We start from the raw sequence: 18532 nt of genomic DNA, 5'->3' as shown, positions 1-18532 counted from the left end.
AATGAAACTATATATATATTCGTTAGTAGCAGCCGCAGCATTAACCATCACTTTGCAAAGCGGGTGTAAAAAAGATTTTCTGGAGAAACAACCATTTAATCAGGTAACAGGTGATGTAGCGTTTACAACCGCTGCAGGAGCAGAAAAATTAATGGCTGGAGCCTATGGAGGCATGTACAATGATTACCATATCTGGGATTACATGGTTAATGGAGATGTAACATCTGATAATGCTTATGCAGGTGGTGATAATCCTGCTAACATTCAAATCGATTTATTTACAGCAAATTCTACAAATGGTAATGTTGGCCGCGATTGGTCAGGGCTTTATTCGAATATTAAAAATGCGAATGAAGTATTAGAAAACGTTCCAAATATTAAGGATGCCGCTTTAGATGCCAATGGCAGAAGAAACCAGATTTTAGGCGAAGCTTCAACTTTAAGAGCATATTTTTACTTTCACTTAGTAAGATTATGGGGCGGTGTGCCACTAATATTAAAATCACCAACATCATTAGAAGAAATGCAAAAACCACGTTCTTCTGTTGATGAGGTTTATACACAGATTATTAAGGATTTGGAGTTTGCCTTACCAAATGTGCGTACAACCGCTCCTAATAAAGGTATTATTACTAAAGGAATTGTTAACGCTTTATTAGCAAAGGTTTATGCTTCTAAACCTAATCCAGATTGGGCTAAAGTGCAACAATATGCCGATGCTACTATAAACGGTGGCTACAGTTTAATTGGCTCTTTTGATCAATTATTTGATGGCGCACACAAAAATAACAGCGAATCTATTTGGGAAATGCAATACGACGGATGGGGCGGCCCTAGTGGTCGTGGAAATTGGATGACTGGTGTAATTGTTGGTACAGGATGGAAGCGTTTTTGCACACCAACCAACGATTTAATAGCAGCATTTGATGCGGAAGGTGATGTAATCCGTAAAAACTCAAGTACGAGTTTTAAAAACGTTAGCACTGAAGGATGGTCTGACGATTATTGGACAAAATCTAACTATCCATTTATTAACAAATATCGCAATGATGATTTAGCAAATTCTTACATCATTCGCCTTGCTGATATCAAACTATTAAAAGCAGAAGCTTTAAATGAGTTGAGTGCTTCTGGATGGTCTACAGCTGCGCCTATTGTTAATGAAATTCGTGGTCGTGTGAATTTAGGTATTACACCTGCCAACGATCAAGCGTCAATGCGATTAGCTATAGAAAAAGAGCGTCGTTTAGAACTTGCCTTCGAAGGCCAGCGTTGGTTCGATTTATTAAGAACAAACAGAGCAATTGCCGTGATGAATGCACAAAAAAATGGAAGCGGTGCTAATTTAAATTATAATGTTACCGCAGCCAAGTTACTTTTCCCTATTCCGCAAGCGGAAATGGATAGAAACCCTAACATACGTTAGTAGGGTTTTAAAACAAAAGGCGGCAATTGTCGCCTTTTGTTTTAAATACGAAATGTTAGACAAACGAACCTTTAAAAAATCTACTCTATTCACTAAACTGAATTCCAAATGAAATTATCCTATAGCATATTTTTACTCAGCAGTCTTATTTTTACTGGATGCGCCTGCAAAAAAAGCAACACGAAAAGTACTAACACAGGCAGCACATTTCCTATCGAACCTGTAAAAACCGAAGTGGCTTTCTGGCTTACTAAAGGAGATCAATCGCAATTATTGAGCAAGCAAAACATAGCCTTAAATTTTTCTGACGCAACAAATGCGAATCCGACCATAGAGGTTGATCCAAATACCAGTTTTCAAAGTATTGATGGCTTTGGTTATACTTTAACAGGTGGTAGTGCAAGTTTAATCAACGCACTTCCTGCAGCCGATAAAGACAAATTATTAAATGAATTATTTGGCACAGCCGATAATGCTATCGCAGTTAGTTATTTAAGAGTTAGCATAGGTGCTTCTGATCTAAGTGCATCAGCCTTTACCTATAATGATTTACCTGATGGTGAAACTGATGAAAATCTAGCTAAATTTTCGTTATCAAAAGAGGAAGCTGATTTACTTCCGATACTTAAAAAGATTGTAGCTATAAATCCTTCGATTAAAATTTTAGGTTCGCCATGGACTGCACCCGCCTGGATGAAAACTAATAAGAGTTTAATTGGTGGAAGCTTAAAGCCAGAATATTATGCTGCTTATTCGAAATATCTAATTAAATATATCCAGGCGATGAAAGCTTTAGGCATTACAATCGATGCCATTACGCCTCAAAATGAACCTTTACACCCAGGTAATAATCCGAGTATGTATATGGAAGCGTTAGATCAGGCCAAATTTGTCAAAGTTTTAGGACCAGCATTTCAAGCCGCAGGCATAACTACAAAAATTATTGTTTACGATCATAATGCAGATAAACCTGAATATCCAATCGCAATTTTGAACGATGCTGAAGCTAAAAAATATGTAGATGGTTCTGCTTTTCACTTATACGCAGGCAATATTTCTGCATTAACTCAAGTGCATAATGCTCACCCCGATAAAAATATTTATTTTACTGAGCAATGGGTTGGTGGTCCATCAAATTTTTCAGAAGATTTAAAATGGCATGTTTCTACATTAATAATTGGAGCAACACGCAATTGGAGTCGTAATGTTTTAGAGTGGAATTTAGCGGCCGATCCAAATTATAATCCACATACCGATAAAGGAGGATGTACAACTTGTTTAGGTGCCATTACCATTGCGCCTGCAGTTAGTAGAAATGTAGCATATTATGTAATTGCTCATGCTTCCAAATTTGTTAAACCAGGCTCAATACGTATAGCATCGAACATAGTTGGTAATTTGCAAAATGTTGCATTCAAAACCCCTGATGGTAAAACGGTATTAATTGTTTGCAATAATAACAATTCTGATACCTCTTTCAACATTAAATACAACGGCAAAATTGTTACCAGCTCTTTAGAAAAAGGTGCGGCTGCAACTTATCTTTGGTAAATATATTGGTGAAATTTAATCAGATTTGTTAATTTTAAATTTGAAAAAGCATTTAATTCTTAACTCAATCCCGTTAAAATGAAAAAATCACTCCTATTTATTGCTGCTACATCCATGTTCCTGGCTTCTTGCGAAAGTGATAGTAAAAAGCAAAGTACTTTAGACTCCAGTATTATGAGTGATCATGTTTCAGAGTACTCAAAACCTGATGAGTGTTATATTTACAATAAAGATAAAGACTTAGCAACATTAAGAATTTACAGTACTGGAGGAGATAAAATTTTAGGTCAGCTTACTTACAGCCTTGATGGAAAAGATAAAAATAGCGGCCCAATTTATGGAATAGTTAGAGGAGACACCATTATTGTAGATTACAAATTTCAGTCAGAAGGTGTTTATTCTAGAAGGCAGGTTGTTTGGGTAAAACAAGGAGATTCCCTATTAGAAGGGTATGGAGATGTTTATCAGGTAAATGGTGATGTGAAATTTAAAAACATAAGCAAATTAACATTTGGTAAATCGATAATTTTCGAACATACAAATTGCAAATAAGCAAAAAGGCTCGCTTCAAAATGAAGCGAGCCTTTTTATTACCGCATACGCGATAATAAGTTTTTATAGGTTTTCGAATCTTTCCCAAAAGCCATCTACTGGTAATTTGGCAAAAATATCAACTGGTTCTTTTTTAACTGGATGCAAAAACCTTAACCTCCTTGCATGTAAGCAAATACTTCCTTTTCTACTTCCTCGTGGATAACCATATTTATTATCGCCAACAATTGGGCAACCCATAGATGAAAGCTGAACCCTAATTTGGTGAGAACGACCCGTTAACGGATCAACTTCAATTAGAAAATAATCGCCAACCTGTCCAATTAAACGATACGAAAGTTCTGCCCTTTGCGAACCCTGAACCTCGGTATTATAATAAGTTACAACGTTTTTTTGCGGGTTTTTAACCAACCAATGAACGAGCGTTCCTGATTCTTTTTCGGGTTTGTTTTTTACTACCGCCCAGTAAGTTTTCTTTACCTCCCGATTTTTAAAAACGGCATTCATCCTTTCCAGTGCTTTACTCGTTTTAGCGAAAAGAATTACACCGCTTACTGGCCGGTCTAAGCGATGTACAACACCCAAAAAGGCGCCATTAGGTTTATTATATTTCTTAGCTATGTACTTTTTTACCTGCTCATCTAAAGGTTCGTCACCAGTTTCATCAACCTGTACAATATCTCCTGCCCTTTTACTTATCGCAATTAGGTGATTATCTTCAAAAAGTATGTCTTTATCGGTAATTGGCATAAAACCCCTCCGCCCCAAAAGGGGAACTTAAGTTCATATTTATTTTATCAAATTGCATAAATACTTAATCCATTAATTATTTTGAGAAAAGTTTTTTAACTGCCCTTCAGAGTGCTGGGATGGTTAATATTGTTCTTTCTCGCTAGGGAAATCGTTCGCTTTAACATCGCGAATGTAAGATTGCGCAGCACCCAGAATATCATCATATAAATTAATATACTGGCGTAAGAAACGAGGTTTAAAGCCTTTGGTTAAACCAATCATATCATTTACCACTAAAACCTGACCATCGCAGCCATTTCCAGCGCCAATGCCAATTGTTGGAATGTGTAAACTTTCCGAAACTTCTCTGCCCAAAGTTGCAGGAATCTTCTCTAAAACGATTGCGAAACAACCTGCTGCCTGTAAAGCTAAAACATCTGTTTTTAATTTATTAGCTTCCTCTTCTTCTTTAGCACGAACTGTGTATGTTCCAAATTTATAAATAGATTGAGGAGTTAAACCCAGGTGCCCCATTACTGGTATGCCTGCAGTAATAATGCGTTGAACTGATTCAATAATCTCTTCTCCGCCTTCTAATTTTACACCATGAGCACCAGATTCTTTCATAATTCTGATTGCAGAATTTAAAGCTTCTTTAGAGTTTCCCTGATAAGAACCAAAAGGTAAATCGACCACAACAAAAGCACGCTTAACCGCTCTAATTACCGATGCAGCATGATAAATCATCTGATCTAAAGTGATGGGCAAAGTGGTTTCATGCCCAGCCATAACATTCGAAGCCGAATCTCCAACCAATAAAACATCCAAACCTGCATCATCCAAAATGGTAGCCATCGAATAATCGTAGGCTGTTAACATTGATATTTTTTCACCACGTTGTTTCATTTCTTGCAAAATGTGTGTGGTTATTCTTTTTATTTCTTTATGTACCGACATGGCTTTTATTTTGTTGCACCAAAAGTATTGTTTTTTCTTTAATTAAGCCGAAAGACCAAAGTTAAAAGACTAAAGCAATCTCAGCCTTAAATCATTTTTATCCAAATCGGGTTTCTCGGTTTTCTGCTTTTAGCTTTAACCTTATTTCATTTTTTTCTTTAAATTCCCAATCGTAAATCCTATCTTTGTACCCCGAAATGGAAGGGATATATTCATCTTTTTTTGCACCCCGCAAAAACGGCTTTAATGCCGAAAGCCATTCTTTTTTCAACTCTTTTTTAAATCAAAATCCATATTGTAATTACCATGACTAACTACACCAAGTTACCTGCGATTTTATTACTGGCCGATGGCACAGTTTTTTACGGCAAAGCTGCTGGAAAAATTGGAACCACTACTGGCGAAATTTGTTTTAATACCGGGATGACAGGTTACCAGGAAATTTTTACCGACCCAAGTTATTTCGGACAAATTATGGTTACCACCAATTCTCATATCGGGAATTATGGTATCCAGAAAGAAGAAATCGAGTCTGATTCTATAAAAATTGCTGGTTTAGTTTGCAAAAACTATAACATTGTTTATAGTAGAAAACAAGCAACAGAATCTATTCAGGATTATTTCCAGAACGATAATTTAGTTGCAATTTCTGATATTGATACTCGTGCCTTAGTTCGTCATATTAGAGATAAAGGTGCAATGAACGCTATCATCTCATCAGAAATTACCGATTTAGAGGAATTAAAGAAAAAATTAGCTGAAGTTCCATCAATGGAAGGCTTAGAACTTTCATCAAAAGTAAGTACTAAAGAGCCTTATTTTTATGGAAATCCAGAAGCGAGTTTAAAGGTTGCTGCTTTAGATTTAGGCATCAAGAAAAACATTCTTCGCAGTTTTGAAAACCGCGATATTTATGTTCAGGTTTTCCCTGCAAAAACAAAATTTGCAGAAATGCAAAAATTCAATCCAGATGGTTACTTTATTTCAAACGGCCCTGGCGATCCTTCGGTAATGCCATACGCAGTAGAAACCATTAAAGAAATTTTAGAGGAAGATAAACCACTATTTGGTATTTGCCTGGGTCACCAGTTATTGGCAGAAGCAAACGGCATTGGTACCATGAAAATGTTCAATGGTCACCGCGGTTTAAACCACCCAGTTAAAAATATTATTAAAAACCATTGCGAGGTAACTTCTCAAAACCATGGTTTTGGTGTGGTACCTGATGAGGTTAGAAACTCTGATAAAGTTGAAATTACCCACTTAAACTTAAACGATAAATCTATCGAAGGTATTCGTGTTAAAGGTAAAAAAGCATTCTCAGTTCAATATCATCCAGAATCTTCGCCAGGCCCACACGATTCTCGTTATTTATTCGACGATTTTGTTGATGTAATGACTGGTAAATTAACTTGGTAATTTAAGCCAAAAGCTTAAATCAAATTATAAAATCTGCGAATCTATGGCTATAAAAGAGCCGAAGATTCGCAGATTTGTTTTACAGCAAACCTCACCTACCAAAAGCATCATTTTACCGACATTTTCGTTATAACTGATTAAATTGATTTTCTATTCATTTAAAGCTCCTTACATTCGTAATATGGAAACAAACAAAGCCATTATCAGTGTTAAAAATCTGGTAAAAAAGTACGATGATTTTATCGCTGTTCAAGATTTAAGTTTTGAAGTTTACGAAAATGAAATTTTTGGTTTATTGGGCCCTAACGGTGCTGGCAAAACCACAACACTCGAAATTATCGAAACCCTTAGAGCCAAAACATCAGGTGAAATAATCGTCGATGGTTTTTCGGTTGATAAGCAAGCACACGATATTAAGCAAATTATTGGCGTACAATTACAAGCTGCTGGTTATTATCCAAATTTAAACCTTGTAGAGCTGCTGGAGTTATTTGCAGGTTTATACGGAGCAGATATTAAGCCAATGGATATGCTGGAGAAAGTAAATCTTCAAGATAAAGCAAAAGCCAAATACAAAGCACTTTCGGGTGGACAAAAGCAACGTTTTTCTATCGCAACAACCTTAATAAATCAGCCTAAAATTATCTTTTTAGATGAACCAACCACAGGTTTAGATCCGCAGGCAAGAAGAAATTTATGGGATTTGATTACCGAAATTCGCGATGCAGGAACAACGGTGGTAATTACTACACATTATATGGATGAGGCGGAACAGCTTTGCGACCGTGTTGCCTTTGTTGAACGTGGACAAATCATCGCTTTAGATACACCAGATAATTTAATCGATAAGTTAGTTAACAGTGGTTTTGAGCGCAAAAAAGAAGTTAAAAAAGCCAATCTAGAAGACGTTTTCATCAATCTTACAGGCAAAGAGTGGCGAGAATAAACCAGAGCTAATCCTATATCGAAAAGCAATACCTGCATTTCAATTAAAGTTAATCCCGCTTTTCGCTTTAGCCCCGAGAAAATCGGGGGCTGCCGCTCCAATCGGGTTTAAAAACACAAAATAATACAACTATTAATCAGAATAGTAAATGAAAAAATACAGCAATACAACAGCAACACTGGCATTAGCAAAGGCAAGCTTTCGCTCCATCATGAGAAGCCCTTCGGCAGTGGTTTTTACACTTGCTTTTCCCTTAATCTTTATCCTCGTATTTGGCTTTTTAGGTGGCGGCGGCACGCATATCGATGTTGGCATTACACCTGGCTCCGACATAAATAACCCTGTTATTGGTATGTTAGAAAAAACAGGCATGATTCGCCTGGTAAAAGATAAATCAAAAGCAGATTACGACAAATTACTTGAAAAAGGAAATGTTGATGCCATGATTGATGTACACAAAAAGGTAAATTCGGTTGCGTATTCTGTTAATGTTGTTTATACATCGGCTTCAATGGATAAAGGCAATATCCTTAAATCGGTTTTAAACAATTTGTTTTACGATAAAGAATTAAAGCCATCAGTTGCTGAGATTAAAGAAAGTACCGTTCATGGTCGCGAATACAAAACCATCGACTTTATTTTACCAGGACAGTTGGGCTTCTCTTTATTAAGTACGGGCGTTTTCGGAACTGCCTTTGTGTTTTTGAGTTTACGCCAAACATTGGTAATTAAACGCTTTTTTGCAACACCTGTAAAACGTTCGAGCATTGTAATTGGCGAAGGCATTGCAAGAATCGGCTTCGCGCTACTAGGTGCATTATTTATCATTTTAATCGGTCATTTCTTCTTTGGGTTTACACTAGTTAACGGCGTGCTTACCGTTCTCAATATGCTTATTTTAGCCACACTCGGGATAATTGTATTCATGGGATTTGGCTTCATTATATCTGGCATTGCAAAAAACGAAAGTATGGTTCCGCCAATATCCAATATCGTAACATTACCACAGTTTTTATTATCAGGAACATTCTTTTCTATAGAAGCATTCCCGACGTGGTTGCAACCGATCAGTAGAGCTTTACCATTAACTTATTTAAACGACGCAATGCGTAAAGTAGCTTTTGAAGGCCTAGGTTTATGGGATGTTAAATTTCAGATAATGATTTTAGTAATCTGGGGAATCGGAATTTACGCTGTTGCGGTAAAAGTATTCAAGTGGGAATAATAAAAAAAGCTTTAATAAAAATGGGATATTGCTACAAACAATATCCCATTTTTATTTAAACTATAATTTCTTACTATAAAGCTGCCTTTACCAAAAATGGTAAAATCTCCTTTTGAAAACTGACAAAGTTCTTACGAACATCAGAATCGCTAACCGAAGTAAATGCAAATGAGAAAACAATACTTTTGCTCGCCTTAAGTAGAAAGGCTAAACCTTCTCTACGAGCTGGATTATTTTTAAAATTATCCAATTGCAAATAAGCAGCTAATAAAAGTGCCTCAAGTTGATCAGAAAGATGTTTTAAAAACTCCTGAGAATTGGCATTCTCGCGAACAAAATCCCAACCGATAAATTCGTTGCAGGCAGTAAAAGAAAGTCGACTGGTTTTCATTACCAGAGCCTTTAAATGCTCTTCTTCTGATGCATAACTTACTTTATTATGCAAAATTTCGTACAAATTCTGATCTAGATAATCCATTAAAATACTATCTAAAACTTGTTCTTTACTCTCGAAATATTTATAAATAGTTGCTTTAGCAATGCGTGCCTTTTTAGCTATTTCGTTTACACTTGTTTTGTGGTATCCGTATTTTCTAAAAAGTTCTTTAGCTGCCTTTTTTACAGTCTCCTTAATTTTTTCGGCTTCCATTCTAGTTGGTTACTTGTAAATTTTGGCCAGATATAGCCACTGTATATTGTTTTAAACCTCTTACCGCAGGTGCTTTTACTGGACTTCCATCTTCCAGTAAAAATTTCGCACCAGAACAAGGGTCGGTTACCGTAATTGTTGGGTCATCCAAATTTACAGCACATTTTTGCTCGGGATTTACGCTACTGCAGCGATCGAAAGCTACGTATCTGTTATCCGTTCTTCGGTAAAGTACTAAACCAGCTATTCCATAGCCATTAATAATTACTGCACCACCTGGACTGCTCAACCTGCTTAATCGTGGGTCGCTTGTTGGCATACTAAAACTTACCCCAACTTCTGGAATATAGCCTTCATCTTTTCCGCAACCTGTAAATAATACAAGTACAAATAATGCGCTATATAAATATTTCATCATTATATTAAAGCAGATTTATATTGCTTTAAGAAGCGAACATCGTTTTCTGAGAATAAACGCAAATCTTTAATTACATATTTAAGATTTGTAATTCTCTCTATTCCCATACCAAAGGCAAAGCCGCTGTATTTTTTCGAATCGATACCACAGTTTTCTAAAACATTCGGATCTACCATACCACAGCCTAAAATTTCTACCCAGCCGCTATGTTTACACATGTTACAACCTGCACCTTTACAAATGGTACAAGAAATATCCATCTCTGCTGATGGTTCTGTAAAAGGGAAATAAGACGGGCGGAAACGAACTTTTGTCCCTTCGCCGTATAATTCTTGTACGAAATAAAATAGTGTTTGCTTTAAGTCTGCGAATGATACATTTTCATCCACATACAAGCCTTCTATTTGATGGAAAAAGCAATGTGCTCTGGCCGAAATAGCTTCATTACGATAAACACGTCCTGGCATGATGGCACGGAATGGCGGTTGCCCTTGTTCCATCATACGTACCTGTACCGATGAAGTATGCGTACGCAAAGCGATGTCTCCCTTTTCGCCACCCTTTTTAATGAAGAAAGTATCTTGCATATCTCTTGCGGGATGTTCTTCCGGGAAATTTAAAGCGGAGAAATTATGCCAATCGTCTTCAATCTCAGGACCCTCTGCTACAGTAAAACCTAGTTTTGCAAAAATCTCTACAATTTCGCGACGAACCAAAGCTAGTGGATGACGAGAACCAATCTCAAAACCTTCGCCAGGCAAAGTCATGTCTAAAGCAGACTCTTCTGTTTTCGACGCAGCTCCTTCAGTTGATTCTTTTAAAGCTTGGTATTTTGATTCAGCCAGTTGCTTAAATTCATTTAAAACTTTCCCCAAAGATTTTTTCTCTTCCGTAGAAACCGTTTTAAATTCTTCAAAAATCTCTTTAATGATACCTTTACTACCTAAATATTTGATGCGAAACTGCTCTAATTCATCAGCTTTCTCCGTTACGAAAGCATTGATTTTTTCTGAGTACTGTGTTATTTTGTCCTGTAACATGGCTTCAAAGATACAGCAAATAATCTAATAAATTTAATCGAAAGCGGTTCAAAAACCATATTTAAACGTATTTCTTACAACAAAATGAACTATGTCACACAAAAAGTCATTTCTTGGTAAAATGAGATTTGAATATGGTCCAAATTATTAAAACTCCTAGTCCAAAACCTAATGAAAATAAATAGCAATAGCCGAATTCTATTTTAGTAAAAACATACTTAGACACTACATATAATATTGTTGCCCCAAGTGCAGTCAACCATAGAAATGCAGAACACATCATTAAAACAAAAACACGGTCGCCGCCTAAGTTTTTTAACTTCGATAAAAGCAAAAACAGAGCAAAGGGCAGTGTAAATGCTGATAAAATGAATTGATAAGTTTGCATTATTTTATAAATTTATTGAATGTGTAATTTTAGAACCGATTGTTTAAATAAGGCTAACTTATTAAATACAGCAGAACTCAGCGATTTATTGGGTTCGAATTGGATGGACGAGATGATACGCCATACTTATCAAACGGCAAGATACCAAGTACTGAAAACACGAAACGTTAAACAAATAGAGGCTTTAATTGGTATAGAAGGAAAAACGACTTTATATTTAATTGACGAACAATACTATCTTTTTGAGGATATAGACATTTGGATTCATGAAGTATATGCTTCAAAGCAGCTCATGTGTTTAATTGTTGAGCAAATGAGGGCTCAACAAATTACTTAAATCAATTAGAATCTATATAGAATTGTATCTTCTCTTGGATTTCTGTAGTGAAATAATAATAATCGTAATCGCCGTTTGCATCTACATAATCTCGCAAATGGAACTTATTGGCCAGTTCCACGCCAGTTTTTGCAATCATATAAACCATGTCCTCTTTCAAGCTGTAAGCAATGCCAGAATAGGAAATAACATTAATTAATTCATCATAGATAAAATTGCTAAAAGCTTTACTTGTAATATCGAAAACAGCCCATTTATGGCCTTTTTTGACACCAAAAAATTCATCTCCAATGTATTTGATATCGTCATAAATTAACGGAAAAACGACTGAATTAAAACCTTGTATATGGAATAACAATCCATTTTTATAATCGACAATGAGTTTCAAAACGCAATAAGGCTTATAAATGTTTTCTTCAGTAATTTCTTTAAAAAACGTATTTACAGGAACATCGAACGATACATTTAAATCTTCAATTTTATAACATTCAAAACCTAAAACTGATTTACCGTCCGTTTTATAAAGACCAAATTTATTGTTTTTTCGAATCAACAAAACGTCAGTATAAAATTCAATAATCTCTTGGTAACCATCAATTAAAACGAGTCCGTTATCAGAAATTAATAGATTTGCTGCTGCATACTGATGCTTTTTAACCTCATAAACGATGGTTTCGCCCATCTCCATCTCAATTACGTTGATGAGTTTTGGATCGTATCGCCCTAGTAAGAGAAACTGATGAGCATAAGCCAAGCTATTCTCACTATCATTTTCCCTTACGTAGAAAAATTTGCCCGATTCATCAGCTTCAAATTTGTTATTAAATTCAAAGGGTAAAATGCTGTTACTATTAACATCAATAATTCCGTATTTCTCCTCTAACTTGGCGCAGTAAAATATGTTGGGAGCAGAAATAAGATATATATCGTTATGTATTGGCGCCATCTTTATCTGCCCATCCAAATTGACTAAGCCAAATTTGCCATCCAGTTTTACGATGGCGCAGTCACCCTCAAAATCAAAAGCATCATCATAAGATAGTGGAATAATTATTTTACCTGTTTTATTGATGTAGCCAAATTTACCAGCCTTACTTACAACGGCAGTAGTACCTTGTTCGAAACCATAAAATTCATCAAAAAAAGGTTCGAATAATATGTTTCCCTCTTCAGATTTTAAACCCCAAAGACCATCCATTTCGAAAATTTCTACATCAGCCTCTTCTTCAAATTCTCGCCAAATGTGAACCCAACCATACTCGTAATCAGGATAATTCAACAGCGCTTTAAAGCTATCGAAACCTAGGGTAGCATTTTTATTAAAAGCATTAAAATCGATTAAAGAAACATCATCTGCTTCTAGTGCTCAGGTAAATACGGCATTGTTTTGTTGAATATCAAGAAGTAATTGCTTGGCTTGTGCTTCGTGACCTTTATTGGTCATGTTGAATACATCCCAGGCATCTAAGTGAAAATGAACCTCTTCCAACTTATCTAAATACGCGAATAATTTTTCTTTGGCCGATAGAAAAGTCTCCAAATTATCCACCAATCCATGATGCTGATTTTCAATAAGTAAGTAAATCTTTTTAATATGATCGATACAAGGTTTTGCATTGAAATACAAACCTTGGTTATTGAAGTTTACGTGGTTGTTGTAAGTATTATCATCAATAAAACCTCCATCTACCAGTAAGGCTTGCAATAAAAGTGGCACTTCGTAACCCTACTCGCTAACCATTACATCAGTTTGCTGACTCTGGGTCGGCTTGGCGACATTATAAATATAGATTCTGTGCGACATTTTGATCAATTTTAAATTGATGTTGCAAAGACACAGATAACAATAGAGAAAAACGGAACATCGATTTACAATGTTCCGTTTGAAAAAATTTTATTTAATTACGCCAAGTTCTTTACCAACTTTGGTAAATGCGGCAATGGCTTTATCTAAATGATGTTGCTCGTGGCCAGCTGATAACTGAACGCGAATCCTTGCTTTTCCCTGAGGAACAACTGGATAGAAAAACCCAATTACATAAATACCCTCTTCCAACATTTTAGCTGCAAAGGTTTGTGCAATTTTAGCATCGTACAGCATAACAGGCACAATTGGATGAAAACCAGGTTTAATATCAAAACCAGCTTCAGTCATTTTTTCACGGAAGTATTTAGTATTGCTTTCCAACTTATCTCTTAAAGAAGTCGTTTCGCTTAACATATCTAAAACAGCGATAGATGCACCTGCAATTGCTGGCGCTAATGTGTTTGAGAAAAGATAAGGACGAGAACGTTGGCGCAGCATATCGATAATTTCTTTTTTACCAGATGTAAAACCTCCAGATGCACCACCTAAAGCCTTACCTAAAGTCCCGGTGATGATATCAATACGATCCATCACATTAAAATGCTCATGTGTACCGCGACCAGTTTTACCTATAAAACCTGAACAATGAGATTCATCAATCATGATCAAAGCTTCATATTTATCAGCTAAATCCGCAATTTTATCTAAAGGTGCAACCGAACCATCCATAGAAAAAGCACCATCAGTTACAATAATTCTATGTCTGCAATCTTTAGCAGCAATTAATTGCTTTTCCAAATCTTCCATGTCTGCATTTTTATAACGGAAACGTTGTGCTTTACACAAACGGACCCCATCAATAATCGATGCATGATTTAATTCATCAGAAATAATCGCATCTTCAGCGTTAAATAATGGTTCAAAAACGCCACCGTTCGCATCAAAAGCTGCCGCATATAAAATGGTATCTTCCGTACCTAAAAAAGTAGAAATTTTCGCTTCTAATTCCTTATGTACATCTTGTGTTCCACAAATAAAACGTACCGAAGACATTCCATAGCCATGATCATCAATTGCTTTCTTTGCCGCTTCGATCACCTTTGGATGAGAAGAAAGGCCTAAGTAATTATTTGCACAAAAATTTATAACTTCTGCACCACCGCTTACTTTAATATCTGCACCCTGTGGAGTAATAATTATGCGTTCACGTTTAAATAATCCTGCGTTTTCAATTTCTTCAAGCTCTTTTTGAAGAACAGGTTGTAATGTTTTATACATGGCTTTTTATTGGTTGATTTTGTTATCAAAGTTATAAAAAAAACTACTCACGGCTGTAATTTGAAGCATTTAATGCTGAAATTTCGAAAACAAACGTTTGACGATTTGATAAAATCATGAATTTTCTGAAGTAAAATCTGCAACGTACAGCTAATTTTTATTCACCTTAACAAACTTTAACACCTAACTATATGTATAGTGTAAAAACTTATTCGATATTTATAGCGTAACTAGTCAACACTCATGATCAGAATCTTCAGCCTCATAATCTTTTGTTTCCTTTATAATTTTGCCTCCGCACAACAATTTACCGTAAATGGTATAATAAAAGATATTAGTGGACAAGTTGTTCCTTTTGCTTCTGTTTCTATTAAAGGCACAACAAAAGGTACATCGGCAAATGTTGATGGTAAGTATGAAATAAAACTAAATAAAGGCGAAACCACCTTAAATTTTAGAGCAATTGGCTATAAACAACAAGAACATACCCTTAATTTAATTGCTTCAAAAGAGTTAAACATCTCTTTAACTTCAGAAAGTTACACGCTAAATAATGTTACTATTAAAGGTAATGCCGAAGATCCAGCATACGAAATTATCCGCAAAGCGATAAAGCAAAGAAAAATTCATTTGGAAGAAGTAAACGCTTTTACTTGTGATGTTTACATTAAAGGAGTACAACGCTTAAGGAGTGCACCTAAAAAATTTATGGGTCAGGATATTAGAAAGGTAATGGAGCTTGACACCAACAGACAAGGGATTATTTACCTTTCAGAATCGCAAAGTAAATTCAGTTTCAAACGACCAAACGAAGTACACGAAGAAATGATTTCATCGAAAGTTGCGGGCAGAAACAATGCTTTCAGTTTTAACAAAGCATCGGATTTAATTATTAATTTTTACGATAACTATTTACTTGAAAACACATTAAGTTCGAGAGGTTTTATTTCGCCTATTGCAGATAATGCAATGTTTTATTACAAATACAAATATTTAGGCGAAACACGCGAAAACGGAGAAGTTGTTAATAAAATAGAGGTAATTCCCCGTCGCCAAAACGACCCAGTTTTTAGAGGTATTATTTATATTATAGAAGATAGCTGGAGAATTTACAATACCGATTTATACTTAACAAAAAGCGCTGGTATTAATTTTATTGATACTTTAAGCATCAATCAACAATTTACAAAGGTTAAAGAGGTTTACATGCCTACGAGTATTAATTTCCAGTTTAATGGAAATGTTTTAGGCTTTAAATTTGCTGGTTATTACGTTGGCGTTTACAGCAATTACGACATCTCACCTGTTTTTCCGAAGAAATTTTTTAGTGGGGAAATTTTGAAAGTTACCGAAATGGTTAACAAGAAAGATTCGATTTACTGGACAAACAACCGCCCAATACCGTTAACACCTGATGAGAAAATTAATTATGTTGTTAAAGATAGTATTGCCAAAAGGAAAGAATCTAAAGCCTACTTAGATTCCCTTGAAAAGGATAATAATAAATTCGGAATCGGAAAACTCTTACTTAGAGGTTATAGTATTAACGATCGTTTTGATAAAGAATACATTTCTTTCGACCCAATTTTACGTTCTATATTTTACAATACTGTTGAAGGCTTTGCAATAAAATATGGTGTAACTTATCGAAAAGTGTTCGAAAATCGTCGTAATTATAGTATCAGACCTGAGTTGAGATATGGATTTGCTAATCAAAAGCTTACAGGAAGTTTAACGGGCAGTTATTACTACGACCCGTTAAAAAGAGCAACTGTTGGTGCATCTTTTGGTAATGGTATTTTCGATTTGAATAATCTTGGCTCGATGACCGCCTTGGGAAACACGATTAACTCTTTACTTTATGAAAAGAATTTCCCTAAATTTTATGAAAAAACCTTTGTTAATTTGAATACAACCCGCGAATTAGCGAGTGGATTACAAGGTTCTTTGAGTTTAGATTACGCCAGAAATCATACTTTAACAAATTCATCTGATTTTAAATTTTTCGATAACAAGGAACGAGAATTTACCTCGAATAATCCGTTTACACCGACAACTGAAACACCACTTTTTCCAACTTATACATCGGTTAGTGCAACCGCAAGCTTAACTTATACAATAGGCCAGCAATATATTACCCGTCCAGATGGTAAGTTTTATACCGAATCGAAATATCCAAGAATAACGGTACTTTATAAAAAAGGGTTTAAAGATTTATTAGGAAGTAATGTAGATTATGATTTCGTGAAAGCAGAAGTTTATCAGGATAGAATTAGCTTAGGCTTATGGGGCTATTCATCGTTTTTGGTTGGAGCTGGAAAATTTATAAATAATAATCAATTGTATTACCCCGATTTCAAACATTTTGCAGGTAATATTTCAACCATTTTCCCACCAAACTTAAGAAAGTTTCAATATCTCGATTTCTATCAGTTTAGCACCAACCAGCAATACTTCGAAGCTCATGCAGAACATAATTTTGCAGGCTTTTTCTTAAATAAAGTACCACTTTTACGCAAGGCGAAGCTCGAAGAGTTTATTGGTGGTGGTTATTTATCTTCCCCAGAAAAGAGAAACTATAAAGAGTTTTACTTTGGCTTACAACGTTTAGTATTAAGAGTAAGTTATGGTTTTGCTTACGATGGTGGCAGAAAACTAACACAAGGGTTTAGAATTTCTTACGGATTTTAAGCACAAAGCTTGAAGGCTAAAGCTTTGTGCTTTGGTCTTTAAGCTTAATTTCTTATCTTTGCCCCCGCTTTAAACGCCGTTTGCAACGGTATCAACAGCGTTATGAAAAAATATCAAACACTACTTTACTATTGCTATAGTTACATAGCAGAGGCAGAACAATTCGCTGCCGATCACTTAAAATTCTGTAAATCGTTAGGTTTAGTTGGCCGCATTATCGTTGCCAATGAAGGTTTAAATGGCACAGTTTCTGGCTCTGCTGAATCTTGTAAAGCTTATATGGAAGCTATTCATGCTGATGAAAGGTTTGCAAAAACAGAGTTCAAAATTGACGATGTAGAAGAACTTTCTTTTATTAAAATGCATTGTCGTTATAAATCTGAAATTGTGCATTCGGGTTTAAGAGATACTTCCATCATCAATCCAAACGAAAAAACTGGTAAGCATTTAGAACCTGTCGATTTCATGAAAATGAAAGATGATGAAGATGTTATTATTTTAGATGTTCGCTCTAACTATGAGCACAATTTAGGCAAATTCAAAAATGCAGTTACTTTGGATATCGAAAATTTCCGCGATTTTCCAGAGCAGATTAATGAACTTGCAAAATATAAAGACAAGAAAATTTTAACCTATTGTACTGGTGGAATAAAATGCGAAAAAGCATCTGCCCTACTTCTACATCATGGCTTTAATGATGTTTACCAGCTTCATGGTGGGATTATTAAATATGGTAAAGAAGCTGGAGGTAAGGATTTCGAAGGTAAATGTTATGTTTTCGATAACCGAATTGCTGTTGATGTTAATGAGGTAAATCCAACAATTGTTTCCGTTTGTTTTAATTGCGGAAAAACCACTCCCAAAATGATTAACTGTGCGAATCCAGAATGTAATGAGCACATTACCCAATGCGATGAGTGCGGAGATGAATTGCAAGGCTGTTGTTCAGTTCCATGTACAACTAATCCTCGTAAACGACAATACGATGGCACTGGTTACTACGTAAAAGTTCCCCAGCCAGTAGCTAGTGCTAAACAAGTTAAAAATGCAGTGGTTTAGATAACAACTGCATTTTTAATTTTATTATTTCTTGTGCAGATAAGTATAAAAAATCAG

The 18532-nt window shown here is 35.4% G+C and carries 18 protein-coding genes; 9 read left to right on the top strand and 9 right to left on the bottom strand.

The annotated features are described in order from the left end of the window. Position 1 precedes the first annotated feature (1 nt). The 3 genes from ACZZZI_RS15250 (at position 2) to ACZZZI_RS15240 (ending at position 3529) form a co-directional block, all read left to right on the top strand. Positions 2–1426: a RagB/SusD family nutrient uptake outer membrane protein gene (locus ACZZZI_RS15250; protein ID WP_463489910.1), complete on the top strand. Its 1425-nt coding sequence runs from the start codon at positions 2–4 to the stop codon at positions 1424–1426. Between the two features lie 108 nt (positions 1427–1534). Beyond that, on the top strand, positions 1535–2977 hold the full coding sequence (locus ACZZZI_RS15245) for a glycoside hydrolase family 30 protein (protein WP_463489909.1): 1443 nt from the start codon (positions 1535–1537) through the stop codon (positions 2975–2977). Positions 2978–3055: 78 nt separating this feature from the next. Beyond that, positions 3056–3529 (top strand): hypothetical protein, encoded by a 474-nt coding sequence (locus ACZZZI_RS15240; protein WP_463489908.1) that lies wholly within the window; start codon positions 3056–3058, stop codon positions 3527–3529. Between the two features lie 63 nt (positions 3530–3592). Here ACZZZI_RS15240 and ACZZZI_RS15235 read toward each other — a convergent pair whose 3' ends face one another. The 3 genes from ACZZZI_RS15235 to ACZZZI_RS15225 all read right to left on the bottom strand — a co-directional run bounded on the left by ACZZZI_RS15235 (position 3593) and on the right by ACZZZI_RS15225 (position 5489). Next, entirely contained in the window at positions 3593–4279 is a 687-nt protein-coding gene (locus tag ACZZZI_RS15235; protein WP_316756838.1) for an RluA family pseudouridine synthase, read from the bottom strand. A gap of 123 nt (positions 4280–4402) precedes the next feature. Continuing rightward, entirely contained in the window at positions 4403–5218 is an 816-nt protein-coding gene (gene panB, locus ACZZZI_RS15230; protein WP_316756766.1) for a 3-methyl-2-oxobutanoate hydroxymethyltransferase, read from the bottom strand. A 97-nt stretch (positions 5219–5315) separates the two neighbouring features. Continuing rightward, complete coding sequence (locus ACZZZI_RS15225; protein ID WP_424057614.1) at positions 5316–5489, bottom strand: hypothetical protein; 174 nt, start codon at positions 5487–5489, stop codon at positions 5316–5318. A 35-nt stretch (positions 5490–5524) separates the two neighbouring features. Between ACZZZI_RS15225 and carA the strand changes: the two genes are divergently transcribed. The 3 genes from carA to ACZZZI_RS15210 all read left to right on the top strand — a co-directional run bounded on the left by carA (position 5525) and on the right by ACZZZI_RS15210 (position 8808). Continuing rightward, positions 5525–6637 carry a glutamine-hydrolyzing carbamoyl-phosphate synthase small subunit gene (gene carA, locus ACZZZI_RS15220; protein WP_316756764.1) on the top strand — a complete coding sequence of 371 codons (1113 nt, stop codon included), beginning with the start codon at positions 5525–5527 and terminating at the stop codon, positions 6635–6637. 181 nt (positions 6638–6818) lie between these two features. Further along, positions 6819–7583: an ABC transporter ATP-binding protein gene (locus ACZZZI_RS15215; protein ID WP_316756763.1), complete on the top strand. Its 765-nt coding sequence runs from the start codon at positions 6819–6821 to the stop codon at positions 7581–7583. Positions 7584–7731: 148 nt separating this feature from the next. Beyond that, positions 7732–8808 (top strand): ABC transporter permease, encoded by a 1077-nt coding sequence (locus tag ACZZZI_RS15210; RefSeq protein ID WP_344767224.1) that lies wholly within the window; start codon positions 7732–7734, stop codon positions 8806–8808. Between the two features lie 73 nt (positions 8809–8881). Here ACZZZI_RS15210 and ACZZZI_RS15205 read toward each other — a convergent pair whose 3' ends face one another. From ACZZZI_RS15205 to pheS, 3 genes are read right to left on the bottom strand one after another with little or no spacing between them, the layout of a single operon-like run. Beyond that, positions 8882–9457 (bottom strand): TetR/AcrR family transcriptional regulator, encoded by a 576-nt coding sequence (locus ACZZZI_RS15205; RefSeq protein ID WP_086547471.1) that lies wholly within the window; start codon positions 9455–9457, stop codon positions 8882–8884. 1 nt (position 9458) lies between these two features. Next, positions 9459–9875, bottom strand: coding sequence for a Rieske (2Fe-2S) protein (locus ACZZZI_RS15200; protein WP_316756759.1), 417 nt, complete (start codon positions 9873–9875; stop codon positions 9459–9461). Beyond that, positions 9875–10915: a phenylalanine--tRNA ligase subunit alpha gene (gene pheS, locus ACZZZI_RS15195; protein WP_463489907.1), complete on the bottom strand. Its 1041-nt coding sequence runs from the start codon at positions 10913–10915 to the stop codon at positions 9875–9877. The genes ACZZZI_RS15200 and pheS overlap by 1 nt, the downstream gene beginning before the upstream one ends. Before the next feature lie 407 nt (positions 10916–11322). Here pheS and ACZZZI_RS15190 point away from each other — a divergent pair, with 407 nt between their 5' ends. Then, positions 11323–11640: a hypothetical protein gene (locus tag ACZZZI_RS15190; RefSeq protein WP_463489906.1), complete on the top strand. Its 318-nt coding sequence runs from the start codon at positions 11323–11325 to the stop codon at positions 11638–11640. 1 nt (position 11641) lies between these two features. On the opposite strand, the gene ACZZZI_RS15185 is transcribed toward ACZZZI_RS15190, so the two are convergent. From ACZZZI_RS15185 to kbl, 3 genes are all read right to left on the bottom strand, one after another. Continuing rightward, positions 11642–12919, bottom strand: coding sequence for a WG repeat-containing protein (locus tag ACZZZI_RS15185; protein ID WP_463489905.1), 1278 nt, complete (start codon positions 12917–12919; stop codon positions 11642–11644). Positions 12920–13006: 87 nt separating this feature from the next. Then, the gene (locus tag ACZZZI_RS15180; protein WP_463489904.1) at positions 13007–13345 is read right to left on the bottom strand and encodes a hypothetical protein; all 339 of its coding nucleotides are present in this window, start codon (positions 13343–13345) and stop codon (positions 13007–13009) included. 189 nt (positions 13346–13534) lie between these two features. After that, entirely contained in the window at positions 13535–14725 is a 1191-nt protein-coding gene (gene kbl, locus ACZZZI_RS15175) for a glycine C-acetyltransferase (protein WP_344767229.1), read from the bottom strand. Positions 14726–14968: 243 nt separating this feature from the next. On the opposite strand from kbl, the gene ACZZZI_RS15170 reads away from it, so the two are divergent. Then, positions 14969–17416, top strand: a complete 2448-nt coding sequence (locus ACZZZI_RS15170) for a DUF5686 and carboxypeptidase regulatory-like domain-containing protein (protein ID WP_316756748.1) — start codon at positions 14969–14971, stop codon at positions 17414–17416. 102 nt (positions 17417–17518) lie between these two features. After that, on the top strand, positions 17519–18475 hold the full coding sequence (gene trhO, locus ACZZZI_RS15165) for an oxygen-dependent tRNA uridine(34) hydroxylase TrhO (RefSeq protein ID WP_463489903.1): 957 nt from the start codon (positions 17519–17521) through the stop codon (positions 18473–18475). The last annotated feature ends 57 nt before the right edge of the window (positions 18476–18532 follow it).

The sequence above is a fragment of the Pedobacter sp. AC190 genome (assembly GCF_979258025.1).
This window is presented reverse-complemented; position numbering and strand designations above follow the sequence as displayed.

Excerpts from the sequence above, each read along its gene's own strand:
- ACZZZI_RS15250 (WP_463489910.1), top strand. The coding sequence starts at position 2 with ATGAAACTATATATATATTCGTTAGTAGCAGCCGCAGCATTAACCATC.
- ACZZZI_RS15245 (WP_463489909.1), top strand. The coding sequence starts at position 1,535 with ATGAAATTATCCTATAGCATATTTTTACTCAGCAGTCTTATTTTTACT.
- ACZZZI_RS15240 (WP_463489908.1), top strand. The coding sequence starts at position 3,056 with ATGAAAAAATCACTCCTATTTATTGCTGCTACATCCATGTTCCTGGCT.
- ACZZZI_RS15235 (WP_316756838.1), bottom strand. The coding sequence starts at position 4,279 with ATGCCAATTACCGATAAAGACATACTTTTTGAAGATAATCACCTAATT.
- panB (WP_316756766.1), bottom strand. The coding sequence starts at position 5,218 with ATGTCGGTACATAAAGAAATAAAAAGAATAACCACACACATTTTGCAA.
- carA (WP_316756764.1), top strand. The coding sequence starts at position 5,525 with ATGACTAACTACACCAAGTTACCTGCGATTTTATTACTGGCCGATGGC.
- ACZZZI_RS15215 (WP_316756763.1), top strand. The coding sequence starts at position 6,819 with ATGGAAACAAACAAAGCCATTATCAGTGTTAAAAATCTGGTAAAAAAG.
- ACZZZI_RS15210 (WP_344767224.1), top strand. The coding sequence starts at position 7,732 with ATGAAAAAATACAGCAATACAACAGCAACACTGGCATTAGCAAAGGCA.
- ACZZZI_RS15205 (WP_086547471.1), bottom strand. The coding sequence starts at position 9,457 with ATGGAAGCCGAAAAAATTAAGGAGACTGTAAAAAAGGCAGCTAAAGAA.
- ACZZZI_RS15200 (WP_316756759.1), bottom strand. The coding sequence starts at position 9,875 with ATGATGAAATATTTATATAGCGCATTATTTGTACTTGTATTATTTACA.
- pheS (WP_463489907.1), bottom strand. The coding sequence starts at position 10,915 with ATGTTACAGGACAAAATAACACAGTACTCAGAAAAAATCAATGCTTTC.
- ACZZZI_RS15190 (WP_463489906.1), top strand. The coding sequence starts at position 11,323 with ATGTGTAATTTTAGAACCGATTGTTTAAATAAGGCTAACTTATTAAAT.
- kbl (WP_344767229.1), bottom strand. The coding sequence starts at position 14,725 with ATGTATAAAACATTACAACCTGTTCTTCAAAAAGAGCTTGAAGAAATT.
- ACZZZI_RS15170 (WP_316756748.1), top strand. The coding sequence starts at position 14,969 with ATGATCAGAATCTTCAGCCTCATAATCTTTTGTTTCCTTTATAATTTT.
- trhO (WP_463489903.1), top strand. The coding sequence starts at position 17,519 with ATGAAAAAATATCAAACACTACTTTACTATTGCTATAGTTACATAGCA.